This is a genomic window from Cyanobium sp. T1G-Tous (assembly GCF_024345455.1).
In the GTDB taxonomy this organism is placed as follows: domain Bacteria; phylum Cyanobacteriota; class Cyanobacteriia; order PCC-6307; family Cyanobiaceae; genus Cyanobium_A.
On sequence record NZ_JAGQBD010000019.1, the window covers coordinates 1 to 23,044 of the forward strand.

General features: G+C 60.5%; 26 protein-coding genes. 15 read left to right on the forward strand and 11 right to left on the reverse strand.

The window, feature by feature from the left end; genetic code table 11:
- The coding region (locus KBY75_RS11000) for a photosystem II q(b) protein (protein ID WP_255023933.1) at nt 1-761 on the forward strand (761 nt) is incomplete at its 5' end.
- 94 nt (nt 762-855) lie between these two features.
- Here the strand turns inward: KBY75_RS11000 and KBY75_RS11005 are convergent.
- From KBY75_RS11005 to KBY75_RS11015, 3 genes are read right to left on the reverse strand one after another with little or no spacing between them, the layout of a single operon-like run.
- On the reverse strand, nt 856-1,983 hold the full coding sequence (locus tag KBY75_RS11005; protein ID WP_255023934.1) for an efflux RND transporter periplasmic adaptor subunit: 1,128 nt from the start codon (nt 1,981-1,983) through the stop codon (nt 856-858).
- Nucleotides 1,980-5,111, reverse strand: coding sequence for an efflux RND transporter permease subunit (locus tag KBY75_RS11010; protein WP_255023935.1), 3,132 nt, complete (start codon nt 5,109-5,111; stop codon nt 1,980-1,982). Before KBY75_RS11010 ends, KBY75_RS11005 begins: the two co-directional genes overlap by 4 nt.
- Nucleotides 5,104-5,682 (reverse strand): hypothetical protein, encoded by a 579-nt coding sequence (locus KBY75_RS11015; RefSeq protein ID WP_254936186.1) that lies wholly within the window; start codon nt 5,680-5,682, stop codon nt 5,104-5,106. The genes KBY75_RS11010 and KBY75_RS11015 overlap by 8 nt, the downstream gene beginning before the upstream one ends.
- 110 nt (nt 5,683-5,792) lie before the next feature.
- Here KBY75_RS11015 and rppA point away from each other — a divergent pair, with 110 nt between their 5' ends.
- Nucleotides 5,793-6,512, forward strand: a complete 720-nt coding sequence (gene rppA, locus KBY75_RS11020; RefSeq protein WP_255023968.1) for a two-component system response regulator RppA — start codon at nt 5,793-5,795, stop codon at nt 6,510-6,512.
- A complete protein-coding gene (rppB, locus tag KBY75_RS15385) occupies nt 6,509-7,867 on the forward strand; it encodes a two-component system sensor histidine kinase RppB (protein ID WP_255023936.1) in 1,359 nt (452 codons plus the stop codon). Before rppA ends, rppB begins: the two co-directional genes overlap by 4 nt.
- Here the strand turns inward: rppB and KBY75_RS11030 are convergent.
- On the reverse strand, nt 7,846-8,268 hold the full coding sequence (locus tag KBY75_RS11030; RefSeq protein ID WP_255023937.1) for a MerR family DNA-binding transcriptional regulator: 423 nt from the start codon (nt 8,266-8,268) through the stop codon (nt 7,846-7,848). The genes rppB and KBY75_RS11030 overlap by 22 nt on opposite strands.
- 55 nt (nt 8,269-8,323) lie before the next feature.
- On the opposite strand from KBY75_RS11030, the gene KBY75_RS11035 reads away from it, so the two are divergent.
- Genes KBY75_RS11035 through KBY75_RS11045 form a run of 3 tightly spaced genes read left to right on the forward strand, consistent with a single transcriptional unit; the run spans nt 8,324 to nt 9,597 of the window.
- Nucleotides 8,324-9,040 (forward strand): DUF305 domain-containing protein, encoded by a 717-nt coding sequence (locus KBY75_RS11035; protein WP_255023938.1) that lies wholly within the window; start codon nt 8,324-8,326, stop codon nt 9,038-9,040.
- Between the two features lie 54 nt (nt 9,041-9,094).
- Nucleotides 9,095-9,316 carry a DUF3721 domain-containing protein gene (locus KBY75_RS11040; RefSeq protein ID WP_254936182.1) on the forward strand — a complete coding sequence of 74 codons (222 nt, stop codon included), beginning with the start codon at nt 9,095-9,097 and terminating at the stop codon, nt 9,314-9,316.
- Nucleotides 9,317-9,321: 5 nt separating this feature from the next.
- Nucleotides 9,322-9,597 carry a hypothetical protein gene (locus KBY75_RS11045; RefSeq protein ID WP_255023939.1) on the forward strand — a complete coding sequence of 92 codons (276 nt, stop codon included), beginning with the start codon at nt 9,322-9,324 and terminating at the stop codon, nt 9,595-9,597.
- A 7-nt stretch (nt 9,598-9,604) separates the two neighbouring features.
- Here KBY75_RS11045 and KBY75_RS11050 read toward each other — a convergent pair whose 3' ends face one another.
- Entirely contained in the window at nt 9,605-9,784 is a 180-nt protein-coding gene (locus tag KBY75_RS11050; protein ID WP_255023940.1) for a hypothetical protein, read from the reverse strand.
- A gap of 30 nt (nt 9,785-9,814) precedes the next feature.
- Entirely contained in the window at nt 9,815-10,090 is a 276-nt protein-coding gene (locus tag KBY75_RS11055; RefSeq protein WP_255023941.1) for a hypothetical protein, read from the reverse strand.
- A gap of 29 nt (nt 10,091-10,119) precedes the next feature.
- Here KBY75_RS11055 and KBY75_RS11060 point away from each other — a divergent pair, with 29 nt between their 5' ends.
- Together KBY75_RS11060 and KBY75_RS11065 are read left to right on the forward strand one after the other, a co-directional pair.
- Nucleotides 10,120-10,647: an NADPH-dependent FMN reductase gene (locus KBY75_RS11060; protein ID WP_254936178.1), complete on the forward strand. Its 528-nt coding sequence runs from the start codon at nt 10,120-10,122 to the stop codon at nt 10,645-10,647.
- Nucleotides 10,644-11,369, forward strand: a complete 726-nt coding sequence (locus tag KBY75_RS11065) for a pirin-like bicupin family protein (protein WP_255023942.1) — start codon at nt 10,644-10,646, stop codon at nt 11,367-11,369. The genes KBY75_RS11060 and KBY75_RS11065 overlap by 4 nt, the downstream gene beginning before the upstream one ends.
- Nucleotides 11,370-11,482: 113 nt before the next feature.
- On the opposite strand, the gene KBY75_RS11070 is transcribed toward KBY75_RS11065, so the two are convergent.
- Nucleotides 11,483-12,178, reverse strand: coding sequence for a DUF305 domain-containing protein (locus KBY75_RS11070; protein WP_255023943.1), 696 nt, complete (start codon nt 12,176-12,178; stop codon nt 11,483-11,485).
- A gap of 443 nt (nt 12,179-12,621) precedes the next feature.
- On the opposite strand from KBY75_RS11070, the gene KBY75_RS11075 reads away from it, so the two are divergent.
- From KBY75_RS11075 to chrA, 5 genes are all read left to right on the forward strand, one after another.
- On the forward strand, nt 12,622-14,724 hold the full coding sequence (locus KBY75_RS11075; RefSeq protein ID WP_396098243.1) for a copper-translocating P-type ATPase: 2,103 nt from the start codon (nt 12,622-12,624) through the stop codon (nt 14,722-14,724).
- The gene (locus tag KBY75_RS11080; protein ID WP_254936175.1) at nt 14,724-15,149 is read left to right on the forward strand and encodes a cupredoxin domain-containing protein; all 426 of its coding nucleotides are present in this window, start codon (nt 14,724-14,726) and stop codon (nt 15,147-15,149) included. The genes KBY75_RS11075 and KBY75_RS11080 overlap by 1 nt, the downstream gene beginning before the upstream one ends.
- A gap of 354 nt (nt 15,150-15,503) precedes the next feature.
- Nucleotides 15,504-15,866 (forward strand): AbrB family transcriptional regulator, encoded by a 363-nt coding sequence (locus KBY75_RS11085; protein ID WP_254936174.1) that lies wholly within the window; start codon nt 15,504-15,506, stop codon nt 15,864-15,866.
- Nucleotides 15,867-16,033: 167 nt separating this feature from the next.
- Entirely contained in the window at nt 16,034-16,240 is a 207-nt protein-coding gene (locus KBY75_RS11090) for a hypothetical protein (protein ID WP_255023944.1), read from the forward strand.
- 76 nt (nt 16,241-16,316) lie between these two features.
- Complete coding sequence (gene chrA, locus KBY75_RS11095; protein WP_261347647.1) at nt 16,317-17,711, forward strand: chromate efflux transporter; 1,395 nt, start codon at nt 16,317-16,319, stop codon at nt 17,709-17,711.
- Nucleotides 17,712-17,720: 9 nt separating this feature from the next.
- Here the strand turns inward: chrA and KBY75_RS11100 are convergent, their stop codons facing one another.
- Nucleotides 17,721-18,206: a hypothetical protein gene (locus KBY75_RS11100; protein ID WP_255023946.1), complete on the reverse strand. Its 486-nt coding sequence runs from the start codon at nt 18,204-18,206 to the stop codon at nt 17,721-17,723.
- An 876-nt stretch (nt 18,207-19,082) separates the two neighbouring features.
- Between KBY75_RS11100 and KBY75_RS11105 the strand changes: the two genes are divergently transcribed.
- Nucleotides 19,083-19,757, forward strand: a complete 675-nt coding sequence (locus tag KBY75_RS11105) for a cupin domain-containing protein (RefSeq protein ID WP_255023947.1) — start codon at nt 19,083-19,085, stop codon at nt 19,755-19,757.
- Between the two features lie 374 nt (nt 19,758-20,131).
- On the opposite strand, the gene KBY75_RS11115 is transcribed toward KBY75_RS11105, so the two are convergent.
- The gene (locus tag KBY75_RS11115) at nt 20,132-20,626 is read right to left on the reverse strand and encodes a hypothetical protein (protein ID WP_255023949.1); all 495 of its coding nucleotides are present in this window, start codon (nt 20,624-20,626) and stop codon (nt 20,132-20,134) included.
- Between the two features lie 962 nt (nt 20,627-21,588).
- On the opposite strand from KBY75_RS11115, the gene KBY75_RS11120 reads away from it, so the two are divergent.
- Nucleotides 21,589-22,032: an EamA family transporter gene (locus KBY75_RS11120; protein WP_254936169.1), complete on the forward strand. Its 444-nt coding sequence runs from the start codon at nt 21,589-21,591 to the stop codon at nt 22,030-22,032.
- 209 nt (nt 22,033-22,241) lie between these two features.
- Here the strand turns inward: KBY75_RS11120 and KBY75_RS11125 are convergent, their stop codons facing one another.
- Nucleotides 22,242-22,553, reverse strand: a complete 312-nt coding sequence (locus KBY75_RS11125) for a hypothetical protein (RefSeq protein WP_254936168.1) — start codon at nt 22,551-22,553, stop codon at nt 22,242-22,244.
- 70 nt (nt 22,554-22,623) lie between these two features.
- Entirely contained in the window at nt 22,624-22,869 is a 246-nt protein-coding gene (locus KBY75_RS11130) for a hypothetical protein (RefSeq protein ID WP_254936167.1), read from the reverse strand.
- Nucleotides 22,870-23,044: the final 175 nt, after the last annotated feature.

A 23,044-nucleotide genomic window follows, 5' to 3' on the forward strand; every position in this document is an offset into this window, starting at 1 on the left:
ACAACGGTGGTCCTTTCCAGCTGGTGGTCTTCCACTTCCTGATCGGCATCTACGCCTACATGGGCCGCGAGTGGGAGCTTTCCTACCGCTTGGGCATGCGCCCCTGGATCTGCGTCGCCTACAGCGCTCCTGTGGCCGCAGCATCTGCCGTGTTCCTCGTGTATCCCTTCGGTCAAGGCTCCTTCTCGGACGCCATGCCCCTGGGCATCTCCGGCACCTTCAACTACATGTTGGTGTTCCAGGCTGAGCACAACATCTTGATGCACCCCTTCCACATGCTTGGAGTGGCTGGTGTCTTCGGTGGCAGCCTGTTCTCCGCCATGCACGGTTCACTCGTTACCTCCTCACTGGTTCGTGAAACCACCGAGAGCGAGAGCCAGAACTACGGCTACAAGTTTGGCCAAGAAGAAGAGACCTACAACATCGTGGCTGCTCACGGCTACTTCGGTCGCCTGATCTTCCAATACGCCTCCTTCAACAACAGCCGCAGCCTCCACTTCTTCCTGGCTGCCTGGCCTGTGGTTGGCATCTGGTTCACTGCCCTTGGCGTGAGCACGATGGCCTTCAACCTGAACGGTTTCAACTTCAACCAGTCGATCCTCGACGGCCAAGGCCGTGTGGTGAACACCTGGGCAGACGTTCTCAACCGCGCTGGTCTGGGTATGGAAGTGATGCACGAGCGCAATGCTCACAACTTCCCGCTTGACCTGGCTGCTGCTACTGCCACCCCCGTGGCACTGACCGCACCTGCAATCGGTTGATAGTCAACAGCCCAGCTACGGCTGGGAAATCACGGAATCCCAAAAGCTCCCTCTCACCAGGGGGCTTTTTTATTGGCTGGGTTGTTGGGCTTCGTCAGTTCTGGCTAGATGGCTGTGGCCCTGCCAGGGCGTCAAGCAGCTTGGCGGTGTTGCCGCTCAGCAGCCGATCGCCGCTGCGCACCCCTTGCAGGATCTCTGCCCGGTTGGCTGACTTTTGGCCCACCACCACCGGCACGGCCTGCACTGCGCCCCGTTGATACCGGAAAACCACCGCTGAGCCATTGACCAGCGCAATGGCATCTGCCGGCAGGGAGTAACGCTGCTCCGAGGACGGCACCTGGATGAAGGCCGTCACCGCTGTGCCCGTGGGTGGCAGCGGCTCATCCACCGTCTGGGCGCGCACCAAGGTGACTCGATTTGCGGAGCCACTGTCGGGAGCCACTGCTAAAACTCGGGCGCGCAGATGCCGGGCTCCAGCTTTCACACGCAACAGCTGACCGCTCGTCAGGTTGGCGCCCAGCACCGGGGATACCAGGAAGCGCAGTTCGCTGCCCCGCGAATCACTGATCTGCGCCACCTCTTGCCCTGGTTGGAGCACCTCTCCAGGTGATGTCTTCAAAGCAACGACCTGGCCGCTGATGGGGCTGCGGATCAGCAGGCGTCCGATCCGATCGGGGTGTCCCATCGCCGAGACCTTGGCAGTCGCGGCCCGGGCATCAGCTGCTGCCGTGACGCTGGCGATGCGCCGGCTCTCAAGCTCCTGGGCCGAGAGCGCACCTTGGCGTGCCATCGGCAGGGCTAGCCGGTATTGGTAAGCCAGCGATTGCTCCGTAGCCTGGGCCGCTTCCGCATCGGCTCGCACCACAGCAGCATCGGCGCTCTGCACTTCGGCGATCGGCTCGCCTGCCTGAACGGCGGCGCCCGGTGCCACCAACAGGCGCACAACGCGGCCCGCCACGGGCATACCCACGCTGGAGCGTGAACCAACAGCCGCTTCCACAAAGCCGGAGATCGGGCGTTCCGTGCCCGTGCTCAGCTCCGGACGAACAATGCTGAGGCCAGAACGCCAGAGTTGTTCCTCGTTGATGGCGATGGTGCCGTTTGCTTTGACCCGCTCTGATGCTGCTTCTGAGGGAGAGGGGGCCGGCCGGCCGCTGTAGCGACCCAAGCCGATCCCCAGCAGCAGCGAGGCGGCGATCGCCAGGGGCACAAGCACTTTCATGGCTGGAACGGAGCGAGAGCAGGAGTCGGAGCACTGACAGGGGGCAATAGCCAGTGGCCAAAGCGGGCATAGAGCGCCGGAATCACCAGCAGCGTCAGGGCGGTGGAGGTGATCAGGCCGCCGAGCACCACCACCGCCAGGGGCTGCAGGATTTCGTTGCCGGCCCCGAAGGCCAAAGCCAGCGGTAGGGCGCCCAGGGCGGATGAAAGCGCGGTCATCAAGATCGCGTTCAGGCGCTCGAGGCTGCCCTCGCGGATCACCTCAGTAAGGGGCTGACCTGCGCCGTGGCGGCGGTTGTAGTTGTCCACCAGCAGCAGGCCGTTGCGCACGGCGATGCCGAACAGGGTGATGAAGCCGATCAGCGAGGCGATCGAGAGCACGCCGCCGGTGAGCAACACCGCCACCACCCCGCCGATCAGGGCCAGGGGCAGGTTGAGCATGATCGCTGCGGTGGCCGGCAGCGATTTCACCGAGACCACCATCAGCACAGTTATGACCACGGCGGCCACCAGGCTGTAGAAGACAAGGCTCGCGGTGGCCCGTTCCTCCGACTCGAACTGACCGCCGTAGCGAATCGTGTACCCCTGGGGCAGACGCACGTCCCGTGAAATCGTGCGCTGGATGTCATTGACGACCGTGCCAAGAGGGCGGCCGCTGACGTTGGCGGACACCACGATCAAGCGGGATACGTCTTCCCGGTTGACGACATTGGAGCCCAGGCCTTCCTCGATCCAGGCGACGCTTCCCAGCGGCACGGTCATGCCGTTGCTGAAGGCCACCGGCACCGATCGGATCGCCTCGAGGTTCTGTCGGGCGTTCTCCTGCAGCTGCACCAGCACATCGCTGCGCACCCCGCCTTCCACCACGTGGCCAACCACCTTGCCGTTGAGAGCAACCTCCACCGCCTGGGACAGCTCCTCCACCGTCAGGCCCAGGGCTGCCGCCAGCGGACGGTCGTAGTGGATCTGCACCTGGGGGATGGGCAGCTGGGGCTCCAGCTGCAAATCCACCACTCCTGCGACCGGCTTGATCGCATTTTCCACGGCTTCGCCGATGCGGCGCAGTTCGGCCAGGTCGGTGCCGTATATCTTGATGGCGATGGCACTGCGCACCCCGGAGAGCACCTCATCCATGCGGTGCGAGATGAAGCCGCCGATGTTGGGGGCCACGCCGGGCAGCCGCAAAAAGGCCTGACGCAGTGCAGCAATGGCAGCGGGCCGATTGGCCATCGCCTGGTCGCTCAGTTCCACATCCACGTGGGCCAAGTTCACGCCAGCCCCATCGGCATCGCCGGGAGCCCGGCCCGTGCGCACCTGCACCCACTCAAAAAGGGGATTGTTCTGCAGCGAACGGGTGAGGGCCAGGCCAGCCCGGTTGGTCATCTCCAATGAGACCCCCGGATAGAGAACCATGGAATTCACCAGTGATTTCTCGCGGAATTCCGGCAGGAACACCCGCCCTAGAGCCGGGAGCACTAAGGCGCTGGCCACCACCAGGGCCAGGGCGATGGCCAGCACCCGCCGGGGTGAGTTCAACGCCTGATCGAGGATCGGGCGGTAGAGCCGCTCGGCCTGAGTGGCCAGCCAGGTGTTTTCTGCCGGCAGCTGCACGGGCGCCAGCAGGATGGCGCAGAGGGCCGGCGAGAGGGTCACCGCCACCAGCGTCGAGGCGCCGATCGACAACAAATAGGCCAACCCCATCGGCGCAAAGATGCGCCCTTCCACGCCGGTGAGCGAGAAGATCGGCGCAAACACCACCGCGATGATCACGGTGGAAAACAGCACCGGTTGGCGCACCTCCACCGAGGTGTCAAACACCACCTGCAGCGGCGCTTTGGGAGAGCCGCTGGCCTGGTTGCTGCGCAAGCCCCGGTAGCAATTCTCCATATCCACGATCGAGTCATCGACCAACGAGCCGATAGCCACCACAAGCCCGCCCAGGGTCATGGTGTTGATGCCGAGGCCTAGGGACTTCATCAGCATCAGGCCGATCAGCAGAGACAGGGGAATGGCGCTGAGGCTGATCACAGCCGCGCGCCAGTTCATCAAGAACAGCACGATCACCACCGACACGATCACCACCCCCTGCAGCAACGACTCGCTCACATTGCGAATGGCGCTGTCGATGAAGTTGCTCTGGCGGAATGTGGTCTGAATCAGCACATCCGCCGGCAGGGTGCGGTTGAGTTCGCCCAAGCGCCGATCCACCGCTCGCGTCACCGTGGGGGTGTCGACATCGGGCTGTTTAGTCACCATCAGCACCACCGCCGGCTTGCCGTTGAAGCTGGCGTCACCGCGCTTGAGCGCCGCGCCGCGCTTCACCTCGGCCAGGGTTGATAGCAGCACCGGTTGCCCCTGCTCATTGCGCACCGCGGTATCGGCCAGTTCGCTCACCTGCGTGATCTGGGCCATGGGGCGAATCAGACGCTCCTGGCCACCACCGATCAGAAAGCCACCGGGGCTGGTGGCCATGGCGGCGCCCACACCCTCCATCACCGCTTGCAGCGAGACGTTCTGCACCTGCAGCTCCTGCGGATCCAGCAGCACCTGAAACTGCTGTTCATCGCCGCCGTAGATCGTGACCTGGGCCACGCCCGGCACCGCCAGGATCGATTGGCGGTATGAGCGCAACACCAGCTGCTGCAGATCCAGCAGCGAGGTGGCTCCATCGCCTTTCAGCGTGAAAGCCACCTGCAGGATTGTGCCGAGTGGTGAGACCAGCGGTGAGAGTTCGGGAGCACCGGCATTGACCGGCAGCTGGGGGCTCACCTGCTGCACCCGCTCCGCCACCGATTGGCGGGCGCGATAGATATCGGCGCTTTGGTTAAACACCACCTGCACCATCGACAAACCCGCCTTGGAGGAAGAGCGCACGGTCTCCACCCCGGGTATACCGTTCACGGCCGATTCGATCGGCAACGTTATCCGCATCTCCACCTCCTCCGGTGAGAGACCGTCGACGCTGGTCTGCACATCCACCTGGGGCGGGGCAAACGGCGGGAAAACATCCAGCGGCATCTGACCCACGGCCAACACACCCCAGAGGCTGATGACGACCGCAGCGGCAACGAACAACCAGCGGCGGGCGATCGAAAAGCGCAGGGTGGCGTTAAGCAGCCGCTCAAACATCCGTCTTCTTGCGCCGGCTCAGCCAAATGGCGCCAGCGGCCAGCACTACAACACCACCGGCGGCAAGGATTGGCACTGGTGGGGCGGTGTTGGTTGGTGCTTTGTTGGCTGCTTGTGCGAGTGGCTTGTTGTTCGCCATTGCCGGCTCGGCCTGCTGGGTCTTCATCGACTCGGCATAGAGAGAGAGCGCCCCGGAGATCACCACGTCGTCGGTGGGATCTATTCCCTCCTTCACCACAACACGGTCTCCCTGGCTGTCGCCCGTCTCGACGATCACCGGGTCGTAGGTCTTCTCGGTCTGCACGAACAGCAACGGTTGGCCCTTCACATCCACCAGCGCTGTGCTGGGCACCGTCAGACCATCGGGGCCCGACTCCGGCTTGGCCGTGGCCACGCCCAGCAGCCCATCGCTCTCGGCGTTGCGCTTCACCTGGCGCGCATCTCCTTGCTTCTGGAACTCATCGCCGTGGCCCACATGGGCCAAGGCCCCAGGAGCTGATGTTGGGATGGCGAGCAGGGCGGCGGCGCAAATGCAGCCGTTGGCAGCTAGCTGCAGGATCCGGTTGACCAAGAGCCCAGGGGGGAAGTGAGTGGTTTGAGGGTGACGCAACCGGGATGAAAAACAGGTGAAAGCAACCGTGCTGCCTAGCATCTGCCTACAGGAGTGCACCTTCGATGCCGCTGCGGATCCTGCTGGTGGAAGACGAGGCGGATCTGGCCTCCTCCATCCAGACCGTGCTGCAGCGCCAGGGCCATGTGGTTGATCACTGCCCGGGTGGCCTGGAGGGCTGGAACCTGCTCAGCGGTGAACTGGACGACGGCGGTGGCCCCCGCTATGAGCTGGCGATCTTCGATTGGATGCTGCCGGATCTGAGCGGCCTCGAACTCTGCCGCCGTGCCAGGGCCTCAGGCCTGGGCCTGCCGTTGCTGTTGCTCACCGCCCGCAGCGACACGGCGGATCGAGTGGAGGGACTCGATGCCGGCGCAGACGATTACCTGAGCAAGCCCTTCGCGATGGAGGAGCTGCTGGCGCGGATCCGGGCGTTGCAGCGCCGCCACCCCGCTTACCGGGAGCCGCTGTTGGAGGCTGGCTGCTACTGCCTGGATTACTCCACAGGACACCTACTGGTGACCACACCAACAGGGCAGGTGAGCGTGGAGCTTTCGGCCAAGGAGCAGCAGCTGATGGGCTATTTCCTGGAACACCCCAGCCAGATCATTCCCGGTTCGCGGCTTCGAAATCAATTGTGGGACCTGCACCAGGACCCGGTGAGCAACGTGGTGGCGGCCCAGGTGAGGCTGCTGCGGCGCAAGCTGGCTAGCTATGACCTGACCTCCCCGATTGAAACGGTGCCCAGCAAGGGATATCGGTTTGATCCGCAGGCGGGACTGCAGACGTGAGTCAACTCCTCTCTCCAGTGCCGCAGTTGCTGTGGCGTGCCCGCCTACGGCTGGCCGGCCTATCCCTGTTGGTGATGGGCACCGTTCTCTACGGCGCTGGTTTTTGCATGGGCCAGCTGCTGCTGCAAACCCAAGAAGCAGCAATCAAAAGAGAGCTGGAAACCCTTGCCGGCACCCTGCACGACAGCCTCAAGCCCGCCCTGCCGCACGATGCCAGGCCCTCTGCTTCCCTTGCCGCTGTGTTGCCCGGGCTCTGCCTGGCCGGTGAGCCGTGCAGGCCCCCAGCCGATCTGATCCATCGCCACGCGATCAGTGCCACCGACTCCGATCGCTTTCAGCTGAGGGTGCTCGATCAGAACGGAACCTTGATAGCAAGGTCCCCCGGGGCTCGGCAGCAAGAGCCAAGGCCTGGGCAGCTGGGCTGGTCGCTATCAGGCGATCGCAGTACGGAGCGCTGGGGCGCGTACACCATCCACTTGCATCACGCCCATGGTCCAGGTGAGCCCAACTGGGGCTATCTGCAAATCTCCCGCAACCTGGCTGATCTTGATGCGGAGGCTGAGCGGTTGTGGTGGCTTGGGCATGCAGTTTTTCTCCTGGCGATGCTGGCGATGGCCGTCGCCAGCTGGTGGCTGGCGGGCCTGGCGATGGCGCCTCTGCTTGAGGCTTACCGCAGGCAGGAGCAGTTCAGCTCCGATGTGGCCCATGAGCTGCGTACGCCGCTGGCCAACCTGCTGGCGGTGGTGGAAGCCGAGCACGGCGCTGTGGCCCAGACCAATCAGCCGGCGAAGGCCAGCCTCAATCGGGTGCTGGCCCAGGGCCAGCGGTTGCAACGGCTAATCGCCGATCTGCTCCTGCTAGCCAGCCTGGAGCAACCCGCCTGCCTAGAGACGCAGGAGTCCTGCCGGCTCGCCGAGTGCCTGGAAGATCTGATTGAGGACTTCGGCGAAACAGCTCATGCCAGGGGGGTGACTCTGGCGCTGCAGGTCCCTGATCCTGATCGGATGGTGCGCGGACAGAAGCGAGAACTGGTTCGGCTGTTCTCCAACCTGCTCAGCAACGCCATCCAGCACAGCCCGGCCGGTGGCGTGGTGCTCGTCGAACTAGGCCAGCAGGGATCAAACCTGCGTGTCGCGGTGAGCGACCAAGGGCCAGGAATTGCTGCCTGCGAGCAGGAGCGCATCTTTGAGCGCTTCTATCGAAGTGATGCCAGTCGATCGCGCCAATCCGGCGGCACGGGGTTGGGCCTCGCCATTGCCCAGGCCATCGCCGGGCGTCATCGGGGCTGGCTCTCCGTGCAGAGCACCCCTGGCGCCGGCAGCACGTTTCTCCTTCAGATGCCTGCACTTACTTGAGCTGGCCTGCCGCCGCAGCGCTGCCAAGTGCTGAGCAGTCCGTTGAGCTCAGCATGGAGAGATTGCAAATCGACAATCCGCTGCTCGATCTCGCCGGCCTTGCCACGGATCGTGGCCTGCAGGTTGTCGCAGGTACACATCCCCGATCGGCGGGCCTCCAGTACGGCTTTGATTGTGGGCAGAGGGAGCTCAAGCCCCCGCAGGGTGCGGATCAGGGCAAGGTCGCTGTCAACCGACTTATCAAAGAGCCGGTAGTGCCCCTCACTACGGCCTGATGGCTGCAGCAGGCCCTGGTCGCAATAGAAGCGGATCGTCTTCACCGAAACGCCCAAACGCGCAGCCACCGCACCGATCTTTTGGAGCTTCTGGGCCGGCACCTCTGGTGGCTGTAGTGCGGCCACTTGACTCTCCAGCAAGAGGAGACCCCATCGTAGGAAAACAGCCAACTCCCTACCCATGCCTTCCCTTGCTGCATCGCTCTTGCTTGCCGGGATCTTGACCGCCCCAGCCCTGGCCCAAGGCGATCCCCACCAGCACCATCGAAACCAACAGCAGCACCATCAGGCCGCCCCTGCTGCAGCTCCCCAAAGCCAGGGGCATGGCAGCCACGCCAGCAATAGCCATGACGTTGGCCCAGCCGGTGCCACCTACGACCTGCGCTGGCTCGACGCGATGGTGCAGCACCACACCGGTGCGCTGCGGATGAGTGAGTTTGTGTTCAACATCGACCACCCCGGGGTGGGCGCCCTGGCCAACGGCATCTGGCGCGAGCAGGCCCGCGAGATCAGGGCCATGGGCCTGTGGCGCAAGTCCTGGTATCCAGAGGCGCCGGTGTATCCCGTGGCCCTCAGGCCGGGCGGTGATCCCAACTCCATGAGCAGCCTGGAGCGCATGGGCGCTGTCCAGATCCAGGCGATGCAGATGATGGGCTCCACCCCCACCAAAGCCAACCGGGTGGTGTGGTTTCTAGAAGGAATGATCACCCACCACGGCGGTGCCCTGCAGATGGGCCACGACGCCCTCAACAAGAGCAGCAATCCCACCGTGCGCCGGCTGGCTCGGCAGATCATCGTGGCCCAGCGCGCTGAAATCATCGAGCTGCGCCGCATGCTGCGCCTGGAGGGATTGATCAAGCCGGAGTACAGCCAATACGACGCACTCTTTCGCTTCTAACTCTTTTGATCTAACTCTTTTGAACTGACTCTTTTGAACTGATCGATTCCCCTGATGGATCTCTTCCCCATGACTAGCCGCATGGCCCTGATCGCCCTGGCCCTGGCGGCATTGCCGCTGGCCAGCCGCGCCCACCCCAAGGGCATTCATGACACCCAGCAGCAGGCCGAGCAACGGGCCAAGGAACTCGGCTGCACAGGCACTCACCTGAACAGCGGTAAGTGGATGCCCTGCAGCAATGAGGCAACCCTGCACCAGCACCTGCGTCACCACTAAGCGCTATGCCTTTTTTACCTAAAACTCGCTGGCGTCAGCTGCACCGCTGGGTAGTGCCTATCTCGGCGGCACCACTACTGCTCACCGCCGCCACCGGCTCGCTCTACAGCCTGCTGCTCGAGCAGGGAATAGACGCCTTCTGGCTGCTCAAGATTCACTCCGGTCGCTTTGGCCCGCTGAATCTGCAGCCCTATTACTCAGGGCTACTGGGGCTGTTCACGCTGGTGGTCATTGGGTCCGGCTTGGCCCTTCTGCTTTCAAGCCGCAGGGCCAAGGCCTGAGTGAGGTTCAGCTACCGGCGAGCATCACCGCCCCAATGGCACCCATCATCAAGTTCTCCGCAAAGCGGACCACTCCAAGAGGGGTATTGGAGTTACCGCCCACGGAGGCGCAGTTGAGAGCCAGGTGTGCGAGGAAGACGGCCTTGCCCACCAACACCATGCCCACGGCACCGGGCAGAACCGCCACCGCTCCCACCTGCAGCGCCGCCGCGTTGACCTAGGGATTCAGCAACACCCCAAGCCCCACGAGCACTTCGATGCCGGGGCAAGAGCGTCCCCAGGTTCGCCAGCGTTGGCTGAGCAGGTCGTACCTGCGGAAACTGGTAGCGAATGCTTCCACATCCATCAGATTGAGCATGGCCAGCAGGCATGTAACCAACCCCATGAAGCCGCTGATCCCTGCTGCAAGCACCAAGGCCATCAGGCCGGCGGTGAGGATCACGAACACCACTGATGCGTAGGAGACATCAGCAGCACCGGCCACGCTGGCCATATCGATTACCTCACCTTGAAGCCCCGGCCATGAGTACCTCAACCTCCACAGATGTGCTGGTGATCGCCGCTAGCAACGGCCATAACCTCCAGCTGGCTGAGCGCTTCGCAGCGGCCGCCCGCCAGCAGGGCCAAAGCGCTGCTGTGCTCGATCTCACCACCATCAACCTGCCGCTGTTCACCCCGCGAGCCCAACTCGCCGGCACACCCCCAGTGTTGGCGGCGTTAGAGACCCAGCTGGCTGCCGCTCAGCGCTGGGTGATCTGCTCGCCGGAATACAACGGCTCGATCCCGCCGGTGCTCACCAGCGCCATCGCCTGGCTGTCGGTGCAGGGCAGCGACTTCCGGACCCTTTTCAACGGCCGCCCCGTGGTGATCGCCACCCACTCCGGCGGCGCCGGCCATGGCGTGCTGACGGCAATGAGGCTGCAGCTGGCCCATCTCGGTGCCCATGTGGTGGGTCGCCAGCTGTCGAGCAACAGCGACAATCCCGCCAAGGACGACTCCATCGCTGATCTGATCACGCGACTGCACCAGCTCCATATTGCCCAACCATGACCTCCTCCTCCACGCCGACTACCACCGCCCCAGGCCTGGTATTTCGCCCGGCCGCCGAGCGCTTCCACAGCCAGCACGATTGGCTCGACAGCTGGCACAGCTTCTCCTTCTCCAGCCATTACGACCAGGCCTGGATGGGCTATGGCCCCCTGCGGGTGATCAACACCGACGTGATCGCCGCCGGCACTGGCTTCGGCATGCACCCCCACCGCGACATGGAGATCATCACGGTGATGGTGGAGGGCCAGCTCAACCATTGCGACTCGATGGGCCACGCCGAGGTACTGCGCGCCGGCGAGGTGCAGTGCATGAGTGCCGGCACAGGTGTGGTGCACAGCGAGATCAACCAGGAAGATAAGCAATGCCGGCTGCTGCAGATCTGGATTGAGCCCAGCAGCACTGGCATCGCCCCGGCCTACCAGCAGAAGGCGTTCGCCATCGGCCCTGGCTGGACGCCCCTGCTGGATCCCGAGCAGGCCGATGGCGCCATGGCGATCCACCGGCCGGTGCGTCTCTGGCGGGCTCAGCCCGGTGCAGGCGAGAACCTGAGCCTGGCCCTTGGCACAGGCCGCCAGGGCTGGATCCAGCTGATTGATGGGGCCGGGGAGGCCGATGGCCACGCCCTGCAGCAGGGTGATGGTCTGGGCTACGGCGCCGGCAAGCTGGATGCCTTCAGCGCAGGGTCAGCTGGAGCAGACCTGCTGCTCTTTGAATTGTGTTGAACGTCGTCATGGGGATTAATTCGGGTCGATGGGTCCTTGGCGGGGAGCCGGTCAGCCTGGCCTCCTCGAGGGATTTGGAGTGTCGAGGATGAAGAACCGATCCATGGGTGGCGTCAGGGTGTGCCGTACCAGCTGCGATACCACTGGGTCATCTGCTGGATTTCATCGCTCTGCACCCGCACCATCGCCTGCTGCAACTGACGAAGCTCCGGGTGCTGGGAATTGGTCTGGGCCATCGAGGCCATCATCACGCCCATCTGGTGGTGGGGAATCATCTGCTCGATGAAGGCACGGTCGAAGTCCGGGGCTGCGCTCAGGGCAGAGAGGTTCGTCCCCCCGCCCATGGCGCCCCCACCCATACCCCCTCTCATTCCCATCCCCATGCCCATGCCCATGCCGTTCTGCCAGCCCCAGCCTGTTCCCAGTCCCCAGTTCGATACATCCTGGCCGAACCACTTCCAATACCAGTCGCGCATCTGGGCGTTCTCGCGCGTCTGACTGGCCTTGATGCTCTTCGCTAGGGCCTTGATCTCGGGCCGCTTGGCGCGGGTAAGGGCGAGGTCGGCCATGGCGATCGCCCCGTCGTGGTGGGGGATCATCATCACGATGAAGTGCTGATCCGAATAACCCATCCCCATCTGGCCGGCCCCCCCCACGCCTCCTCCATGCCCGGGCATGCCGTCACCGCTCCAACCCTGGGATAGGCACCGGCCGCCAGCCCAAAGGGAGACCGTGAGGATGCCTCCCGTGGCCAGCAGCAGCAGGGCTGGCCGTCCGAAGCTTCTTCGGGGTGGATCGGTGTTAGCCATCGTTTCGAGACCGCTCGCATGCCATCCATCTCCAAGGTGGCCATGGGCCAGAAAGTGGTTTGACAATCCAGCCAAATGTTCACGCGACCTCCGCCCGGTCATGGCGCAGCAATCGAGCCCTGATGCTGGCGAATTACATCGATGCCTTCTGACTGCTTGAAATCCACACGGACAACTTCAAGATGATCAACCTGCAGATCTATTAGCCTGAGATTATCTTACCCGGAGATTATCGGAAATCTCACATTGATGATTACCTTCTCCGGCGTCGGCCTGCTGCTCGGCGGTAAGCGCAAGCCACTTGCTACATAACTGAGCTCAAAGGCGAAATATCAAGAGCCAGAATACGAAAAGCACTGGATATTGCTCTCCATTGAACTGGACATCACTAGCTTGAAGAGATAGCCCCGCGCCAACGCCAGGCCTCTGATGTCACGCACACAATGAGCGCCCCTTCCCCCGGCCCACCCTGCTGCTCAGCCGAGGGCCTAGCCGTTTCGGTGGACGGTATGGAGCGGGAGCTGGCCCGGGAGCGCACTTTGTTGCGCCGCAAGGTCAGCGTTGCTGCCGTCCTCACCCTCCTGGTGATGGGCTCCAGCCTGCCCCACATGCTGGAGCTTCACAGCCTTCCGTTCCTGCCGCTCTGGTTCACAAGCCCCTGGACCCAGCTGGTCCTCACCACACCAGTGTTGTTCTGGTGCGGGCGTGACTTCCTCACCGGCGCCGTCTCGGCTTTTCGGCAGCACTTCGCCGACATGAACACCCTGGTGGCGGCCGGCACCGGCATCGCTTACCTCACCTCGCTGTTCACCACCCTGTTCCCCCAGGTGCTGATCGCTGAAGGCCTGCCCGCCGACGTCTACTACGAAACCGTGGCGGTAATCCTGACCTTGGTGCTGCTGGGCCGGCTGCTGGAGGCCAGGGCCCGCGGTCAGACCTCAGAAGCAATCCGGCGGCTGCTGCAGCTGCAGCCCGCCACCGCCCGGGTGCTGCGGGATGGACAACCGGTTGAAGTTCCGGTGTCGATGCTGGTGGTCGGCGACCTGGTGCAGGTGCGTCCCGGCGAAAAGATCCCGGTGGACGGGGAGGTGTGCGAAGGCAGTTCCTGGGTGGAGGAGTCGATGCTCACCGGTGAACCCACCCCCGTGGCCAAAGCTGCCGGCGATGCCGTGATCGGCGCCTCGATGAACCGCAGCGGCAGTTTCACCTTCCGCGTCAGTCGGGTGGGGGCCAACACGGTGCTGGCCCAAATCGTGGAGCTGGTGCGCCAGGCCCAGAGCTCCCGCACCCAGGTGCAGCGCCTGGCTGATCAGGTGGTCGGCTGGTTCGTGCCTGTGGTGATCGCCCTGGCTATTGCCGCCTTCGTGGTCTGGTTCTTGATCAGCGGCAATCCCGTGCTGGCGATGCTGTTTCTAGTGAGCGTGCTGGTGATCGCCTGCCCTTGTGCCCTGGGCCTGGCCACCCCCACGTCGATCATGGTGGCCTCCGGCAAGGGGGCAGAGAACGGCCTGATCTTCCGCAGCGCCGAAGCCCTGGAAACGGCCGGGAAGCTCCGCACCATCGTGCTCGACAAGACCGGCACCCTTACCCGAGGCCAGCCGGAGGTGACCGATTTCGAGCGGCTGGCCGGTGGCGCGCTGGCGGCCGACACCCTGCTGGCGCTCACCGCAGCGCTGGAATCTCGCTCGGAGCATCCCCTGGCCGAAGCGATCACGACCTATGCCCGCAGCCAGTTGAAAGACAATGAACTGCCTGCGGTGGAGGGCTTTGAGGCGGTGGCGGGCCGGGGCGTGCAGGGATCGATAGCAGGCCAGCAGGTGCGGGTCGGTACCCCCCGCTGGTTCAAGGAGCTCGGCATCGACACCGCCGCCCTAAAGCCCTTGGTGGAGCGTCTTGAGGCCGCCGCTTGCAGCGTGGCAGCCGTGGTTGTGGACGGGCGGATCGAGGCCTGCTTCGGCGTGGCCGATCCCCTCAAAGCGAGTTCAGCGGCCGCGGTGGCCGCCCTGCAGCGTCTGGGTTTGCAGGTGGTGATGCTCAGCGGCGATGCCCGCCGCACCGCCGAAGTGGTGGCCGACCAGGTGGGGATCGAGCGGGTAATCGCCGAAGTGCGCCCCGCCGACAAGTCCTCGGTGATTCGCAAGCTGCAGGAGCAGGGTGAGGGCCCGGTGGCGATGGTGGGCGACGGCATCAACGACGCCCCAGCTCTGGCCCAGGCCGATGTGGGCATCGCCATGGGCACCGGCACCGATGTGGCGATCGCCGCCAGCGACATCACCCTGATCTCCGGCAACCTGGCCGGCGTGCCGGCAGCGATCGAGCTCAGCCGCGCCGCGATGGCCAACATCCGCCAAAACCTGTTCTTCGCCTTCGCCTACAACGTGGCCGGCATCCCGATCGCCGCCGGCCTGCTGTTTCCCCTCACCGGCTGGTTGCTGAGCCCGATGATCGCCGGCGCCGCCATGGCTTTCAGCTCCGTGTCGGTGGTGAGCAATGCCCTGAGGCTGCGGAACTTCCGCCCGGCGCGCCTTCTTCTTGCAAATAACTGATGCTGACCCTCGCTGCCGCAGCGCCCCTTTGGCGCACCATCGATCAACCCGTGGCCCTCAAAGGGCTGGTGGCCATGGTTGGCTTGCTTCTCATCGCCTGGCAGCTCTGGTGGTTCCTGGGTCGCCATGGCGGTGGCGTGGCGGCCCGCGAGAGCGAAGCAGGATTGCAGGAGATCACCATCCTTGTGGATGGCGGCTATGCACCCTCAAGAATCAAGCTGAAAGCCGGCCAGCCGATGCGGCTTGCCTTTCATCGGGTCGATCCGAGCAGCTGCTTGGCCCAGGTGATCTTCCCCGATTTCCACAAAAGCCTCGATCTGCCCCTTGAGGCAACCGCCAGCCTGGAGTTGCCCCCCACAAAAGCCGGCGTCTATTCCTTCCACTGCGGCATGAACATGGTGCGAGGAGTGCTGGAGGTGGAGTGAGGAACGAGGCTGTACCAGGTAGCTGGCTTAAAAATAAAAACCAGCCAAATTGCGCTCACAAGCTGCCTACGCTGAAGAGTTTGGGCTGGCTGCAAAGCTGTTGAGCAAGATCCATAACGGGTCAGAAGATCCTGGTTTTTCCGCCGCACCAGTCTCCCTTGATCCGGAGCACTCAGCGGAAGGAGGAGTGCTTAGTGAAAGTGAACTAGATGGCTTGGCGCGAACGGGATCCCTTGCAACGAGTCGTCCTACGAGGCAGAACGTTTGAGCAGCCTGTTTTGAGAGTGGGAAATCGAATACAAGAGCCACCGAAGGCCGCTACATTGAGGCAGAACGCATTCGACTTGATTTCCCATGCTTACCGGTCCCGAACTGCTTGCTAAAGTCAAGGAAATGGGCGATGTGTCCAAGTCAGAGCTCGTGCGTGAGTGCGGCTATGTGAGCGCTAAAAAAGATGGCAGTGAGCGCCTCAACTTCACCGCTTTCTATGAGGCCCTGCTGGGTGCTAAGGGTGTAAGCCTCGGCAGCGATACCACCGGACGGGGCAAGGGTGGGCGCAGCCTTAGCTATGTCGCAACTGTTCAGGGCAACGGCAATCTGCTGGTGGGCAAGGCCTACACCGCCGTGCTCGACCTACTACCCGGCGATGAGTTCGAAATCAAGCTGGGCCGTAAGCAGATCAAGCTGATTCCCCTGGGCAGCACAGAAGAGGAGTGAGCAGCCACTAGCCGTGCTCTCTTGCCCAGTGAAAGCAGGCACCTGTGAATTAGGTGCCTGCATGACCGCCAGCCCCCCTTTGTGGTGGTTAGATCCACACCGATTAGCGCAGCGGGGTGGTTGCTTTAAGTCCGCCCATGAAGGGCCAAAGAAAGAGCAGCCCAAAGATGCACCGGAAGCATCCGAGGTATTCCACCAGCGAAACCAAAGGGGAAGCGCTGCTCAACTTTGAAAGCAAGGCGATTCTTGTTACCAAAACCGGGGATCTCAGGGATCACTTTGTGCTGTCTGAGCGCCCGGGGGCCATAGACTCACTCTGCTGCACCTTGGCCCACATTCTCAAGGCCACCTGGGATGTGGTGGCACTGAAGTAATGCCATACCTTCTCCCGCGGCTGGCAGGGCAGAGCTGGGTGTTTGTCGACAATGGCAACCTGGTCTAGTGATCAGGATGAATCTCGTCACACCGAAGCAAGCCGTGAGCCTGAAAGAGGCCTCTCGCTTCTGGCTGCAGCTGGGACTGGTGAGCTTTGGTGGGCCGGCGGGTCAAATTGCCCTCCTGCACCGGGAGCTCGTCGATCGCCGACGCTGGCTTTCAGAGCGGCGCTTTCTGCACGCTCTCAACTACTGCATGCTGCTGCCGGGTCCGGAGGCCACCCAGCTGGCTACCTATTTGGGATGGCTGATGCACGGGGTGCCGGGCGGCTTGATCGCTGGCGGACTTTTCCTGGCCCCATCGGTGCTGCTGCTCACCACCTTGGCCACTGCCTATGCGCTCTGGGGCCAGCTGCCGCTGCTGGCGAGTGTGTTCGTCGTGCTCAAGCCAGCCGTGCTGGCAATTGTGCTGGTGGCTGCCTGGCGGCTCGGCCAGCGGGCCCTACGCACACCCCTGCTGATCGGCATTGCTACCGCGGCGTTTCTGAGCCTGGCGGTGCTGCGCCTGCCCTATCCGCTGGTGGTAGTTGGGGCAGCTCTCAGCGGCTTAGTGGCGGGCCGCTGGCGACCTGGATTGTTATTTGCCCCAACTCCCCCCAGCCCAGCCACCCTGCTGAGCGCATCGACAACGGAAACCACTGCCCTGCCGCAACAAGAGCCAGTTCATGGCGACCAAACGTCCACACCCGAGCATTGCTGCTTCTCGCGCCGCCATTTGGCGCTCATTTTGCTGGTCTGGGGGCTGGCCATATTGATTCCCTTGGCATTGCTTGCTGCCGTTGGCGGCTGGAGCGGCACCCTGGCAGTGATGGCTCGCTTCTTCACGCGCGTCGCCCTGCTCAGCTTTGGTGGGGCCTACGCCGTTCTGCCCTACGTAGCCCAAGGTGCCGTGGAGCAGTTCGGCTGGCTGAACGCCAGCCAGATGCTTGATGGTCTGGCCCTAGGGGAAACCACGCCTGGACCCTTGATCATGGTGGTGGCCTTCGTGGGCTTCATGGGCGGCTGGAACCGTGGCCTCGGTAACGGGCTCGCTGATGGCATTGGCGATGCGGGTGGCAGTTTGTCGCTGGCCATATCCGCCACCCTGGTCACCGTGTGGTTCACGTTTTTGCCGTCCTTCGGGTTCATACTCACTGGCGCACCTCTAGTAGAGGCCAGCCGCGGTGACCTGCGTTTTGGCGCGCCGCTCACGGCGATCACCGCAGCCGTTGTCGGGGTAATAGGAAGTTTGGCGGCGTTCTTCTCGGGTCCGGTTCTCTGGCCACTGGGAGCATTCAGTCCGACAGCAGCGCTGGTGGTGGCACTGGGGCTGCTGGCCCAACTCAAGTGGCGCTGGAGCGTTTTGCAGGTCATCGGTGCCGCAGCTGCCTCCGGAGCTTGCTGGGCTGGGCTGGCGCAGCTCGTGAGCTGAAGGCTGTTCTCATTGCTCGCGTTCACAGCTGTAGTGCTCAGCATTTCCGCGCAATTGAGCGAATTGCGGGTGATCTGGATCAAGTGCCTGCCACCACCAGCGCCCATCGGAGTAACTGGGAATCCCAGCGTTGTTGGTGCGTGGTAATTGCAGACTAAGTTCGCGCCAGCGCAGCACCATGAAGGCTCCGGGCACTGTATCGGCGTTGCTATTGGGGATCCCTACAGCATCCACAGCCCCGTTGAAGGCGATTGCTTCCAGCGAGTCGCCCTCACAGAGGAAATGTTGCGCGGTGGTGGTACTGGCGTGAGCGCTTGGTGCCGTAAGCAGCATCAACAGGCTCAAGGCGATGGCAACCAGCTCTCTGAGCAATTTCCTTTCTGTTGTGACAGGCAGGCACGATTCACTTTGGCAGTTAATGGGCGCATTGTCATCAGAAGCAGGCCTGGAGCGCCTGACATTGGTCTGCCTCTCTCGACGAAGGACTGCGGTCATTAGTGCCAAGCCCCTTTATGCCTGAAGTATCACATCATATTGTTTTCAATAGGGTTCTGAATCGATGCTTAGCGAAAATCAAGCCAGTGACCAGCACTAACGTAATCGGACCGATAGTGATGAATCAGTTTTGAGCTAATTGGGCAGCTTCAGGATCAATCCGCTAAAACTCAGACGCAAACCTTAGGACCTATGAAAGCTGGCCCTTGATGAGTAGAAATTGGATCCCCATGTGGAGATCCCTTCGCAACTTAATCCGTAAGGAAACTAAATTGAAGCCCTTGACAAGAATATCAAGGGAGCACAGAAACCCTAACTGGGATAGGTGAACAGTGCAGTCCTTACCAAGCGCATGGTCGTTGCTGGGCACCGCAGGGATTGTCGCTGTTGCCTAACTCTGCGGGTGTTTGAGGACGATCTCCACCTGAGTTAGGCCCTCCACGCTGCTCTGCCATGGCTGGCATGCCAGTTGCAGCCAGCATGAGCAGGCCCAGCATCGGGAACAGTAGGTTTTTCATGGCTATCTTGACAAAGGAGCTAGGGAGCACAAAACCTTGCCTCCCCTTTTAATCTGGCCACTAGCAATGGTCAGGATTCGAGTGCTGCACTTTTGAGTTAAATAAGCCGCTGCTTGTCAGCACAGCCAGCCTCAACAACCGTTGTATTTCAGTCAAGGAGGTATCCAGACGGGGCTCCCGATGCCACCCGCTCCAGGACACAGGTGAGTATTGGCAGGCAGGAGAACTCTCTTCAACTATCCCTTGGGATGCTGGCTCACGACAGCGGGCAGGGGGTCACGTCTCCAGCAGCGCGACTAGACCAGAAGACCGCACCATTAGCTACTACTCTCGACCATTAGGAGCCAGAATCCACCTTATGGAGCTCCATGCAGACCTCAGTCAGCGGGCGATGCTGGACACCAATGCTCTCGATTGGAACCACTCCCCAATGGCTGGGGTGGAGCGGCGCCTGCTTGATCGCAATGGCGGCGAGGTAGCCCGGGCAACCTCGATAGTGCGCTATGCCCCAGGCAGCCATTTCGAGCGCCATCTTCATGGCGGCGGCGAGGAGATCCTGGTGCTGGAGGGCACCTTCTCAGATGAGCAAGGCGACTACCCAGCTGGCACCTACCTGCGCAACCCCGCTGGCTCCAGCCATGCTCCATTCAGCGTGGCGGGCTGCACCATCTTGGTGAAACTGCACCAGATGCACCCGGCAGATCAGCTTCAGCTGGTGATAGACACCAACAAAAAAGCCTGGCTTCCAGGTCTAGTCAAGGGATTAGAAGTGCTGCCGCTACACGCCTTTGGTTCTGAACATCTAGCCCTAGTGCGATGGGCACCGGGCACGGTGTTCCAACCCCATAGCCATCCAGGTGGGGAGGAGATTCTGGTGCTCGCTGGCGTATTCCAAGACGAACACGGCACCTATCAAGCTGGTAGCTGGCTGCGCAATCCGCCCGGAAGCGTGCACAGGCCGTGGAGCGAAGCTGGTTGCACGATCTGGGTTAAGACCGGCCATCTGCCGGAGACGATGGCTCCGCAGAGCTAGGCGGCAATCGTCGCTCCACCTGTAAAAAAACAAACCAAGCGACCCCAGCAGTGATACCACCGGTCCAATCATTACGAAGCAGCTCGATAATCGACACCGTGCTTGCGCCGATACGTAGGCCCCGCAGCAGAAAACGGCCTAGCTGCTCTAGACGGGAGGAAGTACTTAACATCATGATCTCACTATTTTATTACACGGAATCAAAATGAATGAACAGAAGATGAAGTGGAGGGTCGACTTAGATTCGGGCCAAATCCATAATGCCATAGCTTTTGCCCATCCAGACTGGAAGAAGCTACCTATGTACGCCATGACAATAAAATTAGCTCATGCAATTTAGGCAACCAGCGTTAAATCCTAAAAAACAAAGCTCACTAGTCGAACACGATGGGCGCATCTAGATCATTGCAGAAGTCGAACAAAGTTGGACTCGTAACGCTTCCATCGGCGAAAGTAGCACGGATAAATTGCTTACAATCGTCGTAATTTGTAGAAGCAGCCCAATCGATCCGAACTTTCTTACCTGCTCTAATTCCGCCATTTAAATCAAACTTGAGCCAGCTACCACCTTTTTCCTTAGCCTCTAAACGGGTAATAGCTGAGTTGCTATCATTTTTAACATAGAAATACCATTCAGCGGCCTGAACAGAGCTAGCAAAGCTCGGCGCCAGGACCGATACCAAAGCAGCACATCCGAGTAAATATCTGCGAAAGGATGGAAGCATGGATTTTTTGCGCCCCATTTGCGGGCAGCAGCAACCAGTCACAATATCATCAGACAGAGGAACCAGAGTTTTATAAACAAAATCCAACAACAAACAAATTACAAGAAAAGCGAATAGCAGGAACAGCCGGTCACCTATGATCAAAAACTAATCAGAAACCAACAATTCAGCAAAAGTGACTACTTGTTCATAGCAAGATGGACAGACCGCAGAGAAATACGCTGAACCAATCGGAAACCACACATGCAAAAGCTTCGGACCCACTATGTGGCGGCCAAAGATGGCTTAATGAGAAGAGATACAGGCTATCTCCAGTTCGGTAGTGACCCAGCTTGTCATTGAATCCCAAAAACACTTCATCCGGAGTCACGGGTGCCTGGTAACGATTCTGTTACATCCCGCTGCAGCGCTGATCCAAGCGTGGCCTGGGGGAGCAGCAATAAATGTGCAAATACTGCTGCAGCACATAGCCTGGACCTGACTCGCCTTTCGAATTCGCTTGAAAAAGATCACCGGACCACTGCGCAGGGCAATGATATATGGCGCAGTCAGCTACGGAGGACTAGTTCTAATCAACAACTCAGAGCTGAACCTACCAAACATGTGGATAGCATATCTACCAATGTTTATCGGAGTCTATGTGTTGACCCAATGGCTAGATCGAAAAATTAGTGGCTGAGGCATGCGATTAATAATCCCAAGCATTGCTATACGAACGTTGAAGAACTCCAATTTCTGCAACTGCTCCATATGGATCGATCGCTTGGACCTTCGCTGAAGGGGCTTATCCCTGGAAGGAGTTTTATTGACGATCTATACAAAGTTAATAGATCGAAAGGAGCCGCATAAAAACAAGAGCCAAAGGAGGCCTAGCTGTAACGACGCGTCGATCGGTTCCATCAAGCCCCCCAGTGAATGAAGTGGTCTGGCTGGAGAAGCGTCATCTTTCCGGGCAGAGGGGGCACCTTGCGAGACCAGCAAGATCTGAATGCTCACAATTCAGTGGAGGTGCTCGGCTAGAATAAAAAAAAGGCTGCACCATAATTCTTTTTGGCCATTCATGTGAAATTTAGACTTAACCCAGCACTTACGGATACCAGATTTAAATGAGCCCAATTCCGGTATTACCACTTTGGTTCACATGGGCCTTAATGTCAGCAATTTTCGCCAGCGCCTCTGCCGTACTTGGAAAGATTGGACTTGAGAATGTAGAAGCAGACTTAGCCACCCTTATTCGCACAGTTGTCGTATCGATATTCCTGCCGTTACTCATAATTGCTTCTGGCAAATGGAGTAATCCATTTGAACTATCTCAACAAACATGGACATTCATAACCCTTTCTGGCATAGCTAGCGGCTTATCATCATTCTGCTTTTTTAGGGCCTTGAAACAAGGTGATGCGTCATTGGTGGTGCCTGTTGATCGTCTAAGCCTGTTACTGGTAGCCCTCATAGGCTTTGCTTTTCTTGGCGAACGCCCCTCAGCAACTGGCTGGGCAGGACTATTACTCGTCGCCGGTGGAGGCTTGCTTCTATCATTTTCCGAATAAATTGGCCAGGCTATTAAATAAAGTTAATCGGACAAGTTAATTTACTAAGCCAAGGATAAACCTAGCTTTATGAACACCTGTCGAGCGAAGTCTTCAGCAGCTCAAAATCTCTAGAAAGTCAACCCAAAGGAGTAAAGGCGCAAAGCTTTATAATTAACGGAATTCAAATAAGTTTCTAGAAACAATAAACTACAAGAATTTTGTCAGAACTACTCCTCAGCATTCCCCTCAACTTTTCCAAAAACGTTACCCCATACATCGCCCTTAACATCCCCCCAAACGCTTCCCTCTACATTGCCATTTACATTACCTAGGACATGGCGCCCAACATTTGCGCCGACATCGCGGCCAACATATCCTTCTACGCTTCCCTCAACGTCTCCATAAATATCTCCGCGGACACTGCCCTGAATATTCCCAGTAACATCACCCCACACATGTGCATTAACCTGAAGAATCCGCAGCTTGCCGTCAACCAGTCCAAACGTGACAAGCTTATTAATTTCCTCGATCTCAGACATTCTCTTACGTATTAAGTGAATAATTGATCATAGCCCATGCCCAGCATTCCCAAATCATTATTCACCGTAACTAAGACCCCGCCGGATGGCCAATAAGTTCAGATGAAGCGCTTGCGGATATCAAGCTGCGCAGCAGGGGGTAGCGCTCCACCATCGCGGCGTATTCAGGTGAATTGCGATAGGAATGCTCCAAGAGCCGGTAGTCCTGGTCTTGCTGCATAGCGCCAGCTGTTTGGCCATACAGAACCGAAAGGGGCTCTGCCTCGTTAAGAACCTCGAGCTCGATGGGCCTGAGACCAATTTTTTCGGTTGTCATGGAAGTGCTGGGTGCAGCGCTCGGGGTTGCTGCAGAACGCTGCGTTACAAAGCTGGCGCAGCTGCAAAGCAATGGAGCCAGCTGTCAGCGGAATCAAACATAAGCAGCTGCTTCCATGATTGCGCTGGAGGTGGCTTCGAACTGCAAGCAGGCTTCCTGGATGGAGTTCGCAGGC

Coding starts and splice junctions, on each gene's coding strand:
- KBY75_RS11005 (WP_255023934.1), bottom strand. CDS start 1,983: ATGAAAGTGCTTGTGCCCCTGGCGATCGCCGCCTCGCTGCTGCTGGGG.
- KBY75_RS11010 (WP_255023935.1), bottom strand. CDS start 5,111: ATGTTTGAGCGGCTGCTTAACGCCACCCTGCGCTTTTCGATCGCCCGC.
- KBY75_RS11035 (WP_255023938.1), top strand. CDS start 8,324: ATGCCTTCCCTTGCTGCATCGCTCTTGCTTGCCGGGATCTTGACCGCC.
- KBY75_RS11040 (WP_254936182.1), top strand. CDS start 9,095: ATGGATCTCTTCCCCATGACTAGCCGCATGGCCCTGATCGCCCTGGCC.
- KBY75_RS11045 (WP_255023939.1), top strand. CDS start 9,322: ATGCCTTTTTTACCTAAAACTCGCTGGCGTCAGCTGCACCGCTGGGTA.
- KBY75_RS11055 (WP_255023941.1), bottom strand. CDS start 10,090: ATGGCCAGCGTGGCCGGTGCTGCTGATGTCTCCTACGCATCAGTGGTG.
- KBY75_RS11060 (WP_254936178.1), top strand. CDS start 10,120: ATGAGTACCTCAACCTCCACAGATGTGCTGGTGATCGCCGCTAGCAAC.
- KBY75_RS11065 (WP_255023942.1), top strand. CDS start 10,644: ATGACCTCCTCCTCCACGCCGACTACCACCGCCCCAGGCCTGGTATTT.
- KBY75_RS11070 (WP_255023943.1), bottom strand. CDS start 12,178: ATGGCTAACACCGATCCACCCCGAAGAAGCTTCGGACGGCCAGCCCTG.
- KBY75_RS11075 (WP_396098243.1), top strand. CDS start 12,622: ATGAGCGCCCCTTCCCCCGGCCCACCCTGCTGCTCAGCCGAGGGCCTA.
- KBY75_RS11080 (WP_254936175.1), top strand. CDS start 14,724: ATGCTGACCCTCGCTGCCGCAGCGCCCCTTTGGCGCACCATCGATCAA.
- KBY75_RS11085 (WP_254936174.1), top strand. CDS start 15,504: ATGCTTACCGGTCCCGAACTGCTTGCTAAAGTCAAGGAAATGGGCGAT.
- KBY75_RS11090 (WP_255023944.1), top strand. CDS start 16,034: ATGCACCGGAAGCATCCGAGGTATTCCACCAGCGAAACCAAAGGGGAA.
- chrA (WP_261347647.1), top strand. CDS start 16,317: ATGAATCTCGTCACACCGAAGCAAGCCGTGAGCCTGAAAGAGGCCTCT.
- KBY75_RS11100 (WP_255023946.1), bottom strand. CDS start 18,206: ATGACCGCAGTCCTTCGTCGAGAGAGGCAGACCAATGTCAGGCGCTCC.
- KBY75_RS11105 (WP_255023947.1), top strand. CDS start 19,083: ATGGAGCTCCATGCAGACCTCAGTCAGCGGGCGATGCTGGACACCAAT.
- KBY75_RS11120 (WP_254936169.1), top strand. CDS start 21,589: ATGAGCCCAATTCCGGTATTACCACTTTGGTTCACATGGGCCTTAATG.
- KBY75_RS11125 (WP_254936168.1), bottom strand. CDS start 22,553: ATGTCTGAGATCGAGGAAATTAATAAGCTTGTCACGTTTGGACTGGTT.
- KBY75_RS11130 (WP_254936167.1), bottom strand. CDS start 22,869: ATGACAACCGAAAAAATTGGTCTCAGGCCCATCGAGCTCGAGGTTCTT.